Genomic DNA, 16,650 nt, shown 5'->3' on the forward strand with positions numbered 1-16,650 from the left:
CCGGCGTGGTGGCCTCCATCATCGCGTAAGGTTCGGCGAAAGCTGAAAGGGGAGGGGCGTCGGGCGACCGGCGCCCCTTTCTTTTTGTGACTTCGAAGGCGGTTTCTTTGTCGCCGCCCCGGCACGCGAAGACACTGTGAAAATGACGCCCACCCTCTTGCATCCTGAGCGGGGATGGGGCATCTACGCGCCGTGGACGCCTCGCGTGTCCGCATAGGGGCTTAGCTCAGCTGGTTAGAGCGGCGGTCTCCAAAACCGCAGGTCGAGAGTTCGAGTCCCTCAGCCCCTGCCATCTTCGAAGCCCCTGGATGCGCAAGCGTCCGGGGGCTTTCACTTTGGGCGCCCGCGGGGCGCGCCGCCCTTGACCGTGGCGACGCTTTGGCCTATGCGCTGGGTTCTTCCCACATCGTATCGGTCGAATCCGGGCCCCGCGGCCCCCGAGCGCTTGGTCGGAAGGACGGGGCGGCGCCGCCGCCCGACGCTTGCAGTGGTGGTGCATGGCCAAGACGAGCCCCTTCGAGTTCATCCAGCAGGTCCGCTCCGAGGCGGCGAAGGTCACGTGGCCGACCCGCAAGGAGACGCTGGTGACCACCGGCATGGTCTTCCTGATGGTCGTGGTCGCGAGCGTGTTCTTCCTGTTCTCCGACCTGATCATTCGCTGGATCGTCGGGCTCGTGCTCGGCGTGGGACGTTAAGAACGACGCGTTTCCGGCGAGCGGCCCTGAGGCCGCCCGGACGCCCTTTGGAGAGACGCGCGCCATGTCTATGCGCTGGTACATCGTCCACGCCTACTCGAACTTCGAGAACAAGGTGGCCCAGTCCATCAAGGACCAGGCCGCCCAGCGCCACCTCGAGGAGAAGTTCGAAGAGGTGATGGTGCCGACCGAGAAGGTTGTCGAGGTCCGCCGCGGGCGGAAGATCGACACCGAGCGCAAGTTCTTCCCCGGCTACGTGCTGGTGAAGTGCGACATGACCGACGAGGTCTACCACCTCATCAAGAACACCCCGAAGGTCACGGGCTTCCTGGGCACGGACAAGAAGCCGATGCCGATCCCGGATCGGGAGGCCGAGCGCATCAAGGGCCAGGTGGCTGACGGCGTCGAGCGGCCGAAGCCCTCCGTGGCGTTCGAGGTTGGCGAGCAGGTGCGCGTGTCGGACGGGCCCTTCGCCTCGTTCAACGGTATCGTCGAGGAGGTCGACGAGACCCGCGCCCGCCTCAAGGTGGCGGTGTCCATCTTCGGCCGCGCCACGCCGGTCGAGCTCGAATACGGGCAAGTGGAGAAGGTCTGAGGCCTTTCGCCTGCTCTTGATGAATTCCCCGGCTTCGGCTAGGGAGACGCGGCCCCGCCCAACCGGCGGGGCTTTCCACTGCGGGAGGCATGCCCGGGCGCCAGCCGGGAGCTCATGCCGGACCGCGACCTGCAAACCCGGCGCGGAAGGGAAGTGACCCGGCCGCGCCAGCCGGCGTTTCCCGAGAGGCGCGCCGGTTTTCCGAGGAGCAGCCATCATGGCGAAGAAGATCACGGGCTACGTGAAGCTTCAGGTGCCGGCCGGCGCGGCGAACCCGTCGCCCCCGATCGGCCCGGCGCTGGGTCAGCGCGGCCTGAACATCATGGAATTCTGCAAGGCCTTCAATGCGCGCACTGCGCAGATGGAGAAGGGCATGCCGATTCCGGTGATCATCACGGCCTACCAGGACCGGTCCTTCACCTTCGAGATGAAGCAGCCGCCGGTCACCTACTTCCTGAAGAAGGCCGCCAACCTGAAGCTCGGCAAGAAGCCCGCCTCGGGCCACCGCACCCCGGGCCGCGGCTTCATCGGCAAGGTCACCAAGGACCAGATCCGCGAGATCGCCGAGAAGAAGATGCCGGACCTCAACTGCGACACGGTCGAGTCGGCCATGGCGATGATCGAGGGTTCCGCCCGTTCCATGGGCCTCGAGGTGGTGGGGTAAGTCATGCCGAAGATCGCCAAGCGCGTCCGCGCCACCCGTGAGGGCGTCGACCGGACCAAGCTCTATCCGATCGCCGACGCCGTGAAGCTGCTCAAGGAGCGCGCCACGGCCAAGTTCGACGAGACCATCGAGGTCGCCATGAACCTCGGCGTCGACCCGCGTCACGCCGACCAGATGGTCCGCGGCGTCTGCAACCTGCCGAACGGCTCGGGCCGTGACGTGCGCGTCGCCGTGTTCGCGCGCGCCGGCAAGGCCGAGGAGGCCAAGGCCGCCGGGGCCGACATCGTCGGCGCCGAGGACCTGGTCGAGATCATCAACTCGGGCAAGATCGACTTCGATCGCTGCATCGCCACCCCGGACATGATGCCGCTCGTCGGCCGCCTGGGTAAGGTGCTCGGCCCGCGCGGCCTGATGCCGAACCCGAAGGTCGGCACCGTGACCCCGGACGTCGCCGGCGCGGTGAAGGCCGCCAAGGGCGGCGCTGTCGAGTTCCGCGTCGAGAAGGCGGGCATCGTGCACGCCGGCGTCGGCAAGGCCTCGTTCGACGCCGACAAGCTCGTCGAGAACATCAAGGCTTTCGCGGACGCCGTCTCGCGCGCCAAGCCGGCGGGCGCTAAGGGCACCTATGTCCAGCGCATCGCGATCTCCTCGACCATGGGTCCTGGCGTGAAGATCGACCCGTCGAGCGTGCTCGGCGGCGCCCAGCCGAACGCCTGAGCGTCCGGCGGCAGCGAAACGGAAAGGCCTCGCCTCGGCGGGGCCTTTCCTTTTTGGGCGCCCTCCCACATTCCTCCCCGAAAGCCCCCTCACGGATAGGACCTCGCCATGGCGAAGAAGAGCAAGAAGAGCAACGACTCCGAGTATGTGCTGTTCAACGTCGTGTACGAGGACGGCTCGCTCAGCTCGAATCGGCGGATCCCGCGCACAATGGTCGAGGGCCTGGACGCGGACCGCGACATCCGCGCCGCCATCGAGGCGCAGGACCGGGAGATCGCGGAGAAGTCCGGCCGGCCGCGCGGACCGGTGAAGCGGATCGAGCGGGCTTGAAACGGGGCGGGCGCGTCCACATATCCGGCTGCCCATGCGGCGGCCTGACGCGGGCCACCTGTGGAACGCGCCACTTTTTCGCCTTTCGGGCTTGGCAAGAGAGCCTGAAGCGTCTATGGACACCCCATGAGTTCCAGACATCACGTGCGGACCGTGCCGTTCGGCATGATCCGTTCGTTTGTGTTTCCAGCCGGGTAACCGGTTGGAATGGCCGGCAGGTCGAGGGGCGACCCTCGCGCCTCTGCCGGCCATGTCCTGTCCGAGACTGCAGGCGCATCGCCTCCGGGCGAGCTTAATTCGAGCCCCGAGCCTGCACAGACGGGGAAGACCAGTTTAAGGGCCGTAAGGCCCGGAGTTGGTTCGAACCTTCACACCGGGTAAGGGCGGCCGCGAGGCGGCCCCGATCCGGGGACAGGCACGTCGGAAGCGCCGTGAAGCGGGTTCGCCCGCATCGCGGCATCCAGCAACCGGCGGGACATCTGTCCCCGCCAACCGGAGAGAGCCCCGTGGATAAAGCGGCTAAGCGTGAGCTCGTCGGCACGCTCAACTCGGTCTTCAACGAGACCAGCGTCGTCGTCGTCGCTCACTACGCCGGCCTCACGGTCGCTGACATGCAGAAGCTGCGTTCGCAGATGAAGCAGGCCGGCGCCACCGTGAAGGTCGCGAAGAACCGCCTCGCCAAGATCGCTCTCGAAGGCACGGACGTCGCTTCGATCGGGAACCTGCTGAAGGGCCCGACGCTGCTGGCTTACAGCAGCGATCCCGTTGCGGCGGCCAAGGTCGCCGTCGATTTCGCCAAGACCAACGACAAGCTCGTGATCCTTGGCGGAGCGATGGGCACGACCGCTCTGAACCCGGACGGCGTCAAGGCCCTGGCCACGATGCCCTCCCTGGACGAACTGCGCGCCAAGCTCGTCGGCCTCATCCAGGCCCCGGCGACCAAGATCGCTCAGCTCTCCACTGCGCCGGCGGCCAAGCTCGCCCGCGTGTTCGGAGCCTATGCCAAGAGAGACGCGGCGTAAGGCCGTTCCGTCCCATCTCGCACCAGCACCTGGTTCGAAAACCAACTTCAAGGAAAGACTACAATGGCTGATCTGACCAAGCTCGTCGACGAGCTGTCGTCCCTGACCGTTCTCGAGGCCGCCGAGCTCGCGAAGCTCCTCGAGGAGAAGTGGGGCGTGTCCGCCGCCGCCGCCGTGGCGGTTGCGGCCCCGGCCGCCGGCGGCGGCGCCGCCGCTCCGGCCGCCGAGGAGCAGACCGAGTTCACGGTCGTCCTGGCTTCGGCTGGCGACAAGAAGATCGAGGTCATCAAGGAGGTCCGCGCGATCACCGGCCTCGGCCTCAAGGAAGCCAAGGACCTGGTCGAAGGCGCTCCGAAGCCCGTCAAGGAAGGCGTGGCCAAGGAAGAGGCCGGCAAGATCAAGGAGCAGCTCGAGAAGGCTGGCGCCAAGGTCGAGCTCAAGTAATTCCCGGCCGCTTCTGCGGCCTGGACGTCACCTCGCAGCCTAGGCTGCGATCTGGTCCCGGGGCCTGTCGCCCCGGGGCCTTCTTGCCGTCAAAGGCGACCACGGCTCCCCAGCCGGCGCGGGCGCGGACGGAACGAGGCAGGGCCGGAAGGCCGATTTTTGCGGACGCCGACACCGGTCGGCATGGGCCCCCGGGCCATGCCGGAAGAAGACGGGCGGCGGATCCGAAGGAGTGAGGAACGAGATGGCTCAGACGTTCACCGGCCGGAAGCGTGTGCGCAAGTTCTTCGGACATATCCGCGAAGTCGCGGACATGCCGAACCTCATCGAGGTTCAGAAGGCGTCGTACGACCAGTTCCTCCAGGTGGAGGAGCCCGCTGGCGGGCGTCCGGACGAGGGGCTGCAGTCCGTCTTCAAGTCCGTGTTCCCGATCTCCGATTTCTCGGGCGCGTCGCTGCTCGAGTTCGTGAAGTTCACGTTCGAACCCCCGAAATATGACGTCGACGAGTGCCGCCAGCGCGGCATGACTTTCGCCGCGCCCCTCAAGGTGACGCTGCGGCTGATCGTGTTCGACGTCGATCCGGACACCGGCGCCAAGTCCGTGAAGGACATCAAGGAGCAGGACGTCTACATGGGCGACATGCCGCTCATGACGATGAACGGCACCTTCATCGTGAACGGCACCGAGCGCGTGATCGTTTCGCAGATGCACCGCTCGCCGGGCGTCTTCTTCGACCACGACAAGGGCAAGACCCATTCGTCCGGCAAGCTGCTGTTCGCCGCGCGCATCATCCCGTACCGCGGCTCGTGGCTCGACATCGAGTTCGACGCCAAGGACATCGTCTACGCGCGCATCGACCGCCGCCGCAAGATCCCGGTGACCTCGCTGCTGTTCGCGCTGGGCATGGACGGCGAGGAGATCCTGTCGACCTTCTACAACCACGTGACCTACACGCGGGAGAAGGACGGCTGGCGCGTGCCCTACGACGCCGAGCGCATGAAGGGCATGAAGGTCGTCAACGACCTCATCGACGCCGACAGCGGCGAGCTCGTGCTCGAGGCCGGCAAGAAGTTGACGGCCCGCTCGGCCCGCCTGATCGCCGAGAAGGGCGTGAAGGCCCTGCGGGCGACGGACGAGGACCTCTACGGCCAGTACATCGCCGAGGACCTGGTCAACCCGGCCACGGGCGAGATCTTCGCCGAGGCTGGCGAGGAGATCAGCGAGAAGTCGCTGAAGGCTCTGATCGACGCCGGTTTCCACGACATCCCGGTGCTCGACATCGACCACGTCAATGTCGGCCCGTACATCCGCAACACCCTGACGGTGGACAAGAACTCCAGCCGCGAAGAGGCGCTGTTCGACATCTACCGCGTGATGCGTCCCGGCGAGCCGCCGACGGTGGACACCGCGGAGGCGATGTTCCACTCGCTGTTCTTCGATCCGGAGCGCTACGACCTCTCGGCCGTCGGCCGCGTGAAGATGAATATGCGCCTGGACCTCGACGCCGAGGACACGGTGCGCATCCTGCGCAAGGCTGACATCGTCGCGGTGGTCCGCGCCCTCGTCGAGCTGCGCGACGGCAAGGGCGAAGTGGACGACATCGACCACCTCGGCAACCGCCGCGTGCGCTCGGTCGGCGAGCTCATGGAGAACCAGTACCGCGTCGGCCTGCTGCGCATGGAGCGCGCGATCAAGGAGCGCATGTCCTCCGTCGATATCGACACGGTCATGCCGCAGGACCTGATCAACGCGAAGCCGGCCGCGGCCGCGGTGCGCGAGTTCTTTGGCTCGTCGCAGCTGTCGCAGTTCATGGACCAGACGAACCCGCTGTCGGAGATCACCCACAAGCGCCGCCTGTCGGCGCTTGGCCCGGGCGGCCTGACCCGCGAGCGCGCCGGCTTCGAGGTGCGAGACGTGCACCCGACGCACTACGGCCGCATCTGCCCGATCGAAACGCCGGAAGGCCCGAACATCGGCCTGATCAACTCGCTGGCGACCTTCGCGCGGGTCAACAAGTACGGCTTCATCGAGAGCCCGTACCGCAAGGTGCGCGATGGCGAGCTGACCAACGAAGTGGTCTACATGTCGGCCATGGAGGAGGGGAAGCACTACGTCGCGCAGGCGAACGTGGCGGTCGACTCCGAGGGCAAGCTGACCGAGGACCTCGTCGTGGTGCGTCACGCCGGCGACGTGATCGTCGTGCCGGTGGACCGCGTCGACTACATGGACGTGTCTCCCAAGCAGCTCGTGTCTGTGGCCGCGGCGCTCATCCCGTTCCTGGAGAACGACGACGCGAACCGCGCGCTCATGGGCTCGAACATGCAGCGCCAGGCCGTGCCGCTGGTCCGCGCCGACGCCCCGTTCGTGGGCACCGGCATGGAGGCGGTGGTCGCCCGTGACTCCGGCGCCGCGATCGCGGCCCGCCGGGCGGGCGTGGTCGACCAGGTGGACGCGACACGTATCGTCATCCGGGCGACCGAGGACCTCGATCCGTCGAAGTCGGGCGTCGACATCTACCGGCTGATGAAGTTCCAGCGCTCCAACCAGAACACCTGCATCAACCAGAAGCCGCTGGTGTCGGTGGGCGACGTGGTGCGCAAGGGCGACATCATCGCCGACGGTCCCTCGACCGAGATGGGCGAACTGGCGCTGGGCCGCAACGTGCTCGTCGCGTTCATGCCCTGGAACGGCTACAACTTCGAGGACTCGATCCTGCTCTCCGAGCGGATCGCCAAGGAGGACGTGTTCACCTCGATCCACATCGAAGAGTTCGAGGTGATGGCCCGCGACACCAAGCTCGGGCCCGAGGAAATCACGCGCGACATTCCGAACGTGTCGGAAGAGGCGCTGAAGAACCTCGACGAGGCCGGCATCGTCTACATCGGCGCCGAGGTGAACGCGGGCGACATCCTCGTCGGAAAGATCACCCCGAAGGGCGAAAGCCCGATGACGCCGGAAGAGAAGCTGCTGCGCGCCATCTTCGGCGAGAAGGCTTCGGACGTTCGCGACACGTCGCTCCGCGTGCCCCCGGGCGTGCAGGGCACCATCGTGGAGGTGCGCGTCTTCAACCGGCACGGCGTCGACAAGGACGAGCGCGCCCAGGCGATCGAGCGCGAGGAGATCGAGCGGCTCGCCAAGGACCGCGACGACGAACTCGCGATCCTGGACCGCAACGTCTACGCGCGCCTCGCCGACCAGCTGGTCGGCCAGGTCGGCATCGCGGGTCCGAAGGGCTTCAAGAAGGAGTCCGAGATCACCCGCGAGACGCTCGACCAGTCGCCGCGCTCGCAGTGGTGGACGTACGCCGTGGCGGACGACGCGGTGAACGCCGCGCTTGAGGCCATGCGCAAGCAGTACGACGAGGCGAAGAAGGGTCTCGAGCAGCGGTTCCTCGACAAGGTCGAGAAGCTGCAGCGCGGGGACGAACTGCCGCCCGGCGTGATGAAGATGGTCAAGGTCTTCGTCGCGGTGAAGCGCAAGATCCAGCCGGGCGACAAGATGGCCGGCCGTCACGGCAACAAGGGCGTCGTGTCGCGCATCGTACCGATCGAGGACATGCCATTCCTGGAGGACGGCACGCACGTTGACATCGTGCTGAACCCGCTGGGCGTGCCGTCGCGCATGAACGTCGGGCAGATCCTCGAGACGCACATGGGCTGGGCCTGCGCGGGCCTGGGCCGGAAGATCGGCGAGGCGGTGGACGCCTACAAGCGGGCGGCCAGCGCCGGCCAGCTGAAGGACACGCTCGTGGACATCTACGGTGACCACGACGATATCCGGTCGCTGGACGACGACGGGCTCGCGACGCTCGGCGAGAACCTGCGCCGCGGCGTTCCGATCGCCACGCCGGTGTTCGACGGCGCCAAGGAGCACGACATCGAGGCGATGCTGGAGAAGGCCGGTCTTGACCGGTCGGGCCAGGTCACCCTGTATGACGGCCGCTCGGGCGAGCCCTTCGACCGCAAGGTCACGGTGGGCTACATCTACATGCTGAAGCTGCATCACCTCGTGGACGACAAGATCCACGCCCGGTCGATCGGCCCGTACTCACTCGTCACCCAGCAGCCGCTGGGCGGAAAGGCGCAGTTCGGCGGCCAGCGCTTCGGCGAAATGGAGGTGTGGGCGCTCGAGGCCTATGGCGCGGCGTACACCCTGCAGGAGATGCTCACCGTCAAGTCGGACGACGTGGCGGGGCGCACCAAGGTGTACGAGGCGATCGTGCGCGGCGACGACACCTTCGAGGCGGGCATTCCGGAGAGCTTCAACGTTCTCGTCAAGGAGATGCGGTCGCTCGGCCTCAACGTGGAGCTCACCAGCTCCAAGAAGGCGGCGAACGAACTGCCGCCCTCCGAGGCTGCCGAATAAACGACCTCACTGGCGCGCCCGAGCCGGCGCGCCGTTTCCGCCGGGCGGATAAGCCGCCCGGCGCACCCCGATTGTTCCGGCAGGTTCCCGCGGAGGCCGCAGGGGATCGCCGCAGAGCCAGGAGACGGCGATGAATCAAGAGGTCATGAATCTCTTCAACCCCGTGGCTCAGCCTCAGACCTTCGATCAGATCAAGATCTCGATTGCGAGCCCCGAGAAGATCCTGTCGTGGTCCTTCGGCGAGATCAAGAAGCCCGAAACCATCAACTACCGTACGTTCAAGCCCGAGCGTGACGGCTTGTTCTGCGCGCGCATCTTCGGTCCGATCAAGGACTACGAGTGCCTGTGCGGCAAGTACAAGCGCATGAAGTACAAGGGCGTGATCTGTGAGAAGTGCGGCGTCGAGGTGACGTTGTCGCGCGTGCGCCGCGAGCGCATGGGCCACATCGAGCTCGCCGCCCCGGTCGCGCACATCTGGTTCCTGAAGTCGCTGCCGTCGCGCATCGGCCTGCTGCTCGACATGCCGCTGAAGGACCTCGAGCGCATCCTGTACTTCGAGAACTACACCGTCATCGAGCCCGGCCTCACCCCGCTCAAGGAGTACCAGCTCCTGAACGAGGAGGAGTACCTGCGCGCCCAAGACGAGTACGGCGAGGACAGCTTCACCGCCATGATCGGCGCCGAGGCGATCCGCGAGATCCTGCGCAACCTCGACCTGGAGAAGACTGCGGCCGACCTGCGCGTCGAGATCGCGGCCTCCAAGACCGAGCTGAAGCCTAAGAAGCTCGCCAAGCGCCTGAAGATCATCGAGGCCTTCATCGAATCGGGCAACAAGCCCGAGTGGATGATCCTGACGGTCGTGCCGGTGATCCCGCCGGATCTGCGCCCGCTCGTCCCGCTGGACGGCGGCCGCTTCGCGACGTCGGACCTCAACGACCTCTACCGTCGCGTCATCAACCGCAACAACCGCCTGAAGCGGCTGATCGAGCTGCGCGCTCCGGACATCATCATCCGGAACGAGAAGCGCATGCTGCAGGAGGCGGTTGACGCGCTGTTCGACAACGGCCGCCGCGGCCGCGTCATCACGGGAGCCAACAAGCGTCCGCTGAAGTCCCTCGCCGACATGCTGAAGGGCAAGCAGGGCCGCTTCCGCCAGAACCTGCTCGGCAAGCGCGTCGACTACTCCGGCCGTTCGGTGATCGTGGTCGGTCCCGAGCTCAAGCTGCACCAGTGCGGCCTGCCGAAGAAGATGGCGCTCGAGCTGTTCAAGCCGTTCATCTATTCGCGCCTCGACGCGAAGGGCCTGTCGGCCACGGTGAAGCAGGCGAAGAAGCTCGTCGAGAAGGAGAAGCCGGAGGTCTGGGACATCCTGGACGAGGTCATCCGCGAGCACCCGGTCATGCTGAACCGGGCGCCCACGCTGCACCGCCTAGGCATCCAGGCGTTCGAGCCGACCCTCATCGAGGGCAAGGCGATCCAGCTGCACCCGCTGGTCTGCGCCGCGTTCAACGCCGACTTTGACGGCGACCAGATGGCCGTGCACGTCCCGCTGTCGCTCGAGGCGCAGCTGGAAGCGCGCGTCCTCATGATGTCGACGAACAACATCCTGCACCCCGCGAACGGCGCGCCGATCATCGTGCCGTCGCAGGACATCGTGCTCGGCCTCTATTACCTGTCCATCGTGGCGGACGGCGAGCCGGGCGAGGGCATGATGTTCGCCGACATGGGCGAGATCGAGCACGCGCTGGCGGCCAAGGCCATCACGGTGCACAGCAAGATCAAGTACCGCTACTCGTCCGTAGACGAGAGCGGCCAGTCCTACAGCAAGATCTACGACACCACGCCCGGCCGCGCGATGCTCGGCCAGCTGCTGCCCAAGCACGGCAAGGTGACCTTCGACGTCGTGAACAAGCTCATGACGAAGAAGGAAATCTCGAACATGATCGACACCGTCTACCGCAACTGCGGTCAGAAGGAGACGGTCATCTTCTGCGATCGCACCATGCAGCTGGGCTTCACCAACGCGTTCCGCGCCGGCATCTCGTTCGGCAAGGACGACATGGTGGTGCCGGAGAACAAGTGGTCCATCGTCGAGGAGACGCGCACGCTCGCCAAGGACTACGAGCAGCAGTTCAACGACGGCCTGATCACGCAGGGCGAGAAGTACAACAAGGTGGTGGACGCCTGGGCGAAGTGCTCGGACCGTCTGGCGCAGGAGATGATGGGCCGCATCTCGGCCGTGCAGAAGGATGACGCCGGACGCACCAAGCCGATCAACTCAATCTACATGATGTCGCACTCGGGCGCCCGTGGTTCGCCCGCCCAGATGAAGCAGCTCGCGGCGATGCGCGGCCTTATGGCCAAGCCGTCGGGCGAGATCATCGAGACGCCGATCATCTCGAACTTCAAGGAAGGCCTGGACGTGCTCGAGTACTTCAACTCGACGCACGGCGCCCGCAAGGGCCTCGCCGACACGGCCTTGAAGACCGCGAACTCGGGTTACCTGACCCGCCGCCTCGTCGACGTGGCGCAGGACTCGATCATCACCGAGCGGGACTGCGGCTCCGACAACGGCATCCGCATGCGCGCCATCATCGACGCGGGCCAGGTGGTCGCGTCGCTGGCGAGCCGCATCCTGGGCCGGACCGCGGCCGAGGACCTGGTGGACCAGGCCGGCGAGATCATCGTGCCGAAGGGCACCATGATCGAGGAGTGGCACATCGACCGCATCAACGCGGCCGGCATCCAGGAGGTGAAGATCCGTTCGGTCCTCACCTGCGAGACGGCCAACGGCGTGTGCGGCACCTGCTACGGCCGCGACCTGGCTCGCGGCACGCCCGTGAACATGGGCGAGGCGGTCGGCGTGATCGCGGCGCAGTCGATCGGCGAGCCGGGCACCCAGCTCACCATGCGCACGTTCCACATCGGCGGCGCGGCGCAGATCGCTGACCAGTCGTTCATCGAGTCGAACTTCGAGGGCACGGTCCGCGTCCGCAACCGGGCGGCGGCGCGCAACTCCGAAGGCGAGCTCATCGCGATCGCCCGCAACATGGCGGTCGTGATCGTGGGCGCCGACGGGACGGAGCGCGCGGTGCACCGCATCCAGTACGGCGCGCGCCTGAAGGTCGACGAAGGCGACCAGATCAAGCGCGGCCAGCGCATCGCCGAGTGGGACCCCTATACCCGTCCGATCGTCACCGAGGTGGACGGCGTGGTGGCCTACGAGGACCTGGTAGAGGGCGCCTCCATGGCGGAGACGGCCGACGAGTCGACGGGCATCACCAAGCGCGTCGTCACCGACTGGCGCACCAACACGCGTTCGGCGGACCTGCGTCCGGCGATCACGCTGCAGGACGGCAAGGGCAAGGTGCTCAAGCTCGCCCGCGGCGGCGACGCCCGGTACCTGCTGCCGGTGGACGCGATCATCGCGGTGGACCCGGGCTCGACCATCAGGGCGGGCGACATCGTCGCGCGTATCCCGATGGAGAGCGCCAAGACCCGCGACATCACGGGCGGTCTGCCGCGCGTGGCGGAGCTGTTCGAGGCGCGTCGTCCGAAGGAGGCCGCGATCATCGCCGAGAAGTCGGGCACGATCCAGTTCGGGCGCGACTACAAGAACAAGCGGCGGATCACGCTCACCCCGGCGGACGGATCGGAGGCCGTGGAGTACCTGGTTCCCAAGGGCAAGCACATCTACTTGCAGGACGGGGACGTGGTCGAGAAGGGCGACTACATCGTCGACGGCAACCCGGCGCCGCACGACATCCTGGCGATCAAGGGCGTCGAGGAACTCGCCGCCTACCTGGTCAACGAGATCCAGGAGGTCTACCGGCTGCAGGGCGTGAACATCAACGACAAGCACATCGAGGTGATCGTTCGCCAGATGCTGCAGAAGGTTGAGATCGACGATCCGGGCGAGTCCGAGTACCTGGCCAACGAGCAGGTCGACAAGGTCGAGATGGACGAGGTCAACGCCAAGCTGGTCGCCGAGGGCAAGAAGCCCGCGTCGGGCCATCCGGTGCTCCTCGGCATCACCAAGGCGAGCCTGCAGACCCGGTCCTTCATCTCGGCCGCGTCGTTCCAGGAGACCACGCGCGTGCTCACGGAGGCGGCGGTCAACGGCAAGGCCGACGACCTGGCCGGCCTCAAGGAGAACGTCATCGTGGGCCGCCTGATCCCGGCCGGCACGGGCGCCATGATGAGCCGCCTGCGTGAGGTTGCGACTCGTCGCGACGACCTGATCCTGCAGCAGCAGGCGACCGAGTCGCAGACGCCGTCGCCCGCGAACGCGCCGGCGCTGGAAGGGCCTCAGGCGGCGGAGTGATCCGCCGCGCAACAAAGATGCGAAAAGGCCGCCTCCGGGCGGCCTTTTTGTTCCGGGCAGGGGAGGGGCGTCCTTCGTCGCGGGTCCGTGCTCCGAAAATCCGAGGCGGCGTCTCAAATTGAGTCACCGCGGGGTTGACGCGGGCCGACTCTGCGAGTAGAACCCGCGGACTTTCCGGCAGACGGTCAGTTCCGTTGTTCCAGCGCGTCGCGCGCGGAACCCAAGGGACCGATACCCTGCCCGACCATCATCGACTGAAAAGTCGCACGATCGGGTCATGATCGCGGTGCAAGCCGTGGTCCTCTGATAAGCAACGCGCCCCCGGCGATCCGCCGAAGGCGCGGATTCGTTTTGCGCGGACGTCTGTTCACACGGGCATCCTGCAGGGCGAGGGAATTCAACCGAGCGCAAGCTCAAATGGCCTGGACTGGCCTAGCCTGGACTGGAACGAGCAAACGATGCCGACCATTAGCCAGCTCATCCGCAAGCCGCGGAGCCCCGTGAAGGCCCGGAACACGGTTCCGGCCCTCGAGGCGAGCCCGCAGAAGCGTGGTGTGTGCACGCGCGTCTATACGACGACGCCGAAGAAGCCGAACTCCGCGCTCCGCAAGGTCGCGAAGGTGCGTCTGACGAATGGCTTCGAAGTCATCGGCTACATCCCCGGCGAAGGCCACAACCTGCAGGAGCACTCCGTCGTCGCCATCCGTGGCGGCCGCGTGAAGGACCTTCCGGGCGTGCGCTACCACATCATCCGCGGCGTGCTGGATACCCAGGGCGTCAAGAACCGCAAGCAGCGCCGTTCGAAGTACGGCGCCAAGCGGCCGAAGTAATCCGACGGAGACCCGGACATGTCGCGTCGTCACCGCGCTGAAAAGCGTGAGATCATCCCGGATCCCAAGTTCGGCGATCTCGTCGTCACCAAGTTCATGAATTCGATCATGTACGACGGCAAGAAGTCGGTCGCCGAACAGATCGTCTATGGCGCGCTCGACATCGTCGAGACGAAGCTGAAGACCGATCCGCTGGCCGTCTTCAAGCAGGCCCTCGAGAACGTCGCTCCGGCGATCGAGGTCCGCTCCCGCCGCGTCGGCGGCGCCACCTACCAGGTGCCGGTCGAGGTGCGCACGGAGCGCCGCCAGGCTCTCGCCATTCGCTGGCTGATCCAGGCCGCTCGCGCCCGCAATGACAAGACCATGGTCGACCGGCTCTCGTCCGAGCTGATCGACGCCTCGAACAATCGCGGCAACGCGGTGAAGAAACGCGAAGACACGCACCGCATGGCGGAAGCGAACCGCGCCTTCTCGCACTACCGCTGGTAACGCGCCTCATCGGCCGAATTCAGGATCGCTTCCATGCCCCGCAGTCACGCCATCGGCGACTATCGTAATTTCGGCATCATGGCCCACATCGATGCCGGCAAGACGACGACGACCGAGCGTATCCTCTACTACTCCGGCAAGTCCCATAAGATCGGCGAGGTGCACGAAGGCGCCGCGACGATGGACTGGATGGAGCAGGAGCAGGAGCGCGGCATCACCATCACGTCGGCGGCCACGACGACGTTCTGGAACGGCAAGCGCCTGAACATCATCGACACCCCCGGGCACGTCGACTTCACCATCGAGGTGGAGCGTTCGCTTCGCGTCCTCGACGGCGCGGTCTGCGTGCTCGACGGCAACCAGGGCGTCGAGCCCCAGACGGAGACCGTCTGGCGCCAGGCGGACAAGTACAACGTGCCGCGCATCGTGTTCGTCAACAAGATGGACAAGATCGGCGCGGACTTCTTCAACTGCGTCGAGGAGATCGTGGACCGCGTCGCCGGCAAGCCGGTGTGCATCCAGCTTCCGATCGGCTCCGAGAACAACTTCAAGGGCATCATCGACCTGGTCCGCATGAAGGCGGTCGTTTGGGAAGACGAGGGCCTTGGGGCGAAGTTCAACGACGCGGAGATCCCCGCGGAGCTCGCCGAGCAGGCTGCGGAGTACCGCACCAAGCTGGTCGAGGCCGCCGTTGAGCTCGACGACGAGGCGATGGCCGCCTACTTCGAGGGCCAGGAGCCTAGCGAGGAGACGCTGAAGCGCCTGATCCGCAAGGCCGTGATCGGCCGCGTGTTCAACCCGGTGCTGTGCGGCTCGGCGTTCAAGAACAAGGGCGTGCAGCCTCTGCTCGACGCGGTGGTGGACTACCTTCCGTCCCCGGTCGACCGCGAGGCGATCAAGGGCATCGACGTGCGCACGGAGGAGGAGGTCGTCCGCCTTCCGTCCGACGACGAGCCCTTCTCCATGCTCGCGTTCAAGATCATGGACGACCCCTTCGTGGGCACCATCACCTTCTGCCGCGTCTACTCGGGCAAGGTCGAGGCCGGCACCACGGTGGTGAACTCCACCAAGGACAAGAAGGAGCGCATCGGCCGCATGCTCCTGATGCACGCGAACAACCGCGAGGACATCAAGGAAGCCTACGCCGGCGACATCGTCGCGCTTGCTGGCCTCAAGGACACCCGCACGGGCGATACGCTCTGCGACGCCCTGAAGCCCGTCATCCTGGAGCGCATGGAGTTCCCCGATCCGGTCATCGAGATCGCGATCGAGCCGAAGTCCAAGGCCGACCAGGAGAAGCTCGGCATCGCGCTGTCGAAGCTCGCCGCCGAGGATCCGTCCTTCCGCGTCTCGACGGACACCGAGTCCGGCCAGACCATCCTGAAGGGCATGGGCGAGCTTCACCTCGACATCAAGGTCGACATCCTGCGCCGCACCTACAAGGTCGACGCGAATGTCGGCGCTCCGCAGGTCGCGTATCGTGAGACGCTGACCCGCAAGACCGAGGTGGACTACACCCACAAGAAGCAGACCGGCGGCACGGGCCAGTTCGCCCGCGTGAAGTTCGTGGTTCAGCCGAACGAAGTCGGCAAGGGCTACGAGTTCGAGTCCAAGATCGTCGGCGGCGCGGTGCCGAAGGAGTACATCCCCGGCGTCGAGAAGGGCCTCAACAGCGTCATGAACTCGGGTCCGCTCGCGGGCTTCCCGGTCGTGGACGTGAAGGTCGAGCTCGTCGACGGCGCCTACCACGACGTGGACTCATCCGCCCTGGCGTTCGAAATCGCGTCCCGCGCGGCGTTCCGCGAGGCCCTGCAGAAGGGCGGAGCGGTGCTGCTCGAGCCGATCATGAAGGTCGAGGTCGTGACCCCGGAGGACTACACCGGGTCCGTCATCGGCGACCTGACCGGCCGTCGCGGCCAGGTGCAGGGCCAGGACATGCGCGGTAACGCCATCGTCATCAACGCCATGGTGCCGCTGGCCAACATGTTCGGCTACGTGAACAACCTGCGCTCCATGTCCCAGGGTCGCGCGACGTTCACCATGCAGTTCGACCACTACGAGCAGGTGCCTCAGGCGATCGCCGCAGAGGTCCAGGCCAAGTACGCCTGATCGCTCTCACAGCAACAATTCTTCGGATCCACGGAGCACGGCCATGGCCAAGGAAAAATTCTCGC

The 16,650-nt window shown here is 66.2% G+C and carries 12 protein-coding genes and 1 tRNA gene; all 13 read left to right on the forward strand.

Annotated elements, in window-relative coordinates; all coding sequences use genetic code 11:
- Positions 1-215: 215 nt before the first annotated feature.
- The 13 genes from SLNSH_RS23000 to fusA all read left to right on the forward strand — a co-directional run bounded on the left by SLNSH_RS23000 (position 216) and on the right by fusA (position 16,585).
- Positions 216-292 (forward strand) — tRNA-Trp (locus tag SLNSH_RS23000).
- A gap of 205 nt (positions 293-497) precedes the next feature.
- Complete coding sequence (gene secE, locus SLNSH_RS23005; RefSeq protein WP_106340417.1) at positions 498-695, forward strand: preprotein translocase subunit SecE; 198 nt, start codon at positions 498-500, stop codon at positions 693-695.
- Between the two features lie 64 nt (positions 696-759).
- On the forward strand, positions 760-1,290 hold the full coding sequence (gene nusG / locus SLNSH_RS23010) for a transcription termination/antitermination protein NusG (protein ID WP_106340419.1): 531 nt from the start codon (positions 760-762) through the stop codon (positions 1,288-1,290).
- 217 nt (positions 1,291-1,507) lie between these two features.
- On the forward strand, positions 1,508-1,954 hold the full coding sequence (gene rplK / locus SLNSH_RS23015; RefSeq protein ID WP_106340421.1) for a 50S ribosomal protein L11: 447 nt from the start codon (positions 1,508-1,510) through the stop codon (positions 1,952-1,954).
- Between the two features lie 3 nt (positions 1,955-1,957).
- Complete coding sequence (gene rplA / locus SLNSH_RS23020; RefSeq protein WP_106340423.1) at positions 1,958-2,671, forward strand: 50S ribosomal protein L1; 714 nt, start codon at positions 1,958-1,960, stop codon at positions 2,669-2,671.
- A gap of 108 nt (positions 2,672-2,779) precedes the next feature.
- Positions 2,780-3,001, forward strand: a complete 222-nt coding sequence (locus SLNSH_RS23025) for a hypothetical protein (RefSeq protein ID WP_106340425.1) — start codon at positions 2,780-2,782, stop codon at positions 2,999-3,001.
- Between the two features lie 506 nt (positions 3,002-3,507).
- Positions 3,508-4,023, forward strand: a complete 516-nt coding sequence (gene rplJ, locus SLNSH_RS23030) for a 50S ribosomal protein L10 (protein WP_106340427.1) — start codon at positions 3,508-3,510, stop codon at positions 4,021-4,023.
- Between the two features lie 63 nt (positions 4,024-4,086).
- Positions 4,087-4,467: a 50S ribosomal protein L7/L12 gene (gene rplL, locus SLNSH_RS23035; RefSeq protein ID WP_106340429.1), complete on the forward strand. Its 381-nt coding sequence runs from the start codon at positions 4,087-4,089 to the stop codon at positions 4,465-4,467.
- 244 nt (positions 4,468-4,711) lie between these two features.
- Positions 4,712-8,833, forward strand: a complete 4,122-nt coding sequence (rpoB, locus tag SLNSH_RS23040; RefSeq protein WP_106340431.1) for a DNA-directed RNA polymerase subunit beta — start codon at positions 4,712-4,714, stop codon at positions 8,831-8,833.
- Between the two features lie 130 nt (positions 8,834-8,963).
- Positions 8,964-13,157: a DNA-directed RNA polymerase subunit beta' gene (rpoC, locus tag SLNSH_RS23045; protein WP_106340433.1), complete on the forward strand. Its 4,194-nt coding sequence runs from the start codon at positions 8,964-8,966 to the stop codon at positions 13,155-13,157.
- Between the two features lie 458 nt (positions 13,158-13,615).
- A complete protein-coding gene (gene rpsL / locus SLNSH_RS23050; protein ID WP_106340435.1) occupies positions 13,616-13,987 on the forward strand; it encodes a 30S ribosomal protein S12 in 372 nt (123 codons plus the stop codon).
- Between the two features lie 18 nt (positions 13,988-14,005).
- Positions 14,006-14,476 carry a 30S ribosomal protein S7 gene (gene rpsG / locus SLNSH_RS23055; protein WP_106340437.1) on the forward strand — a complete coding sequence of 157 codons (471 nt, stop codon included), beginning with the start codon at positions 14,006-14,008 and terminating at the stop codon, positions 14,474-14,476.
- 33 nt (positions 14,477-14,509) lie between these two features.
- On the forward strand, positions 14,510-16,585 hold the full coding sequence (fusA, locus tag SLNSH_RS23060) for an elongation factor G (RefSeq protein ID WP_106340439.1): 2,076 nt from the start codon (positions 14,510-14,512) through the stop codon (positions 16,583-16,585).
- Positions 16,586-16,650 lie beyond the last annotated feature (65 nt).

This window comes from Alsobacter soli (assembly GCF_003004785.1).
GTDB classification, from domain to species: Bacteria; Pseudomonadota; Alphaproteobacteria; order Rhizobiales; family Beijerinckiaceae; genus Alsobacter; species Alsobacter soli.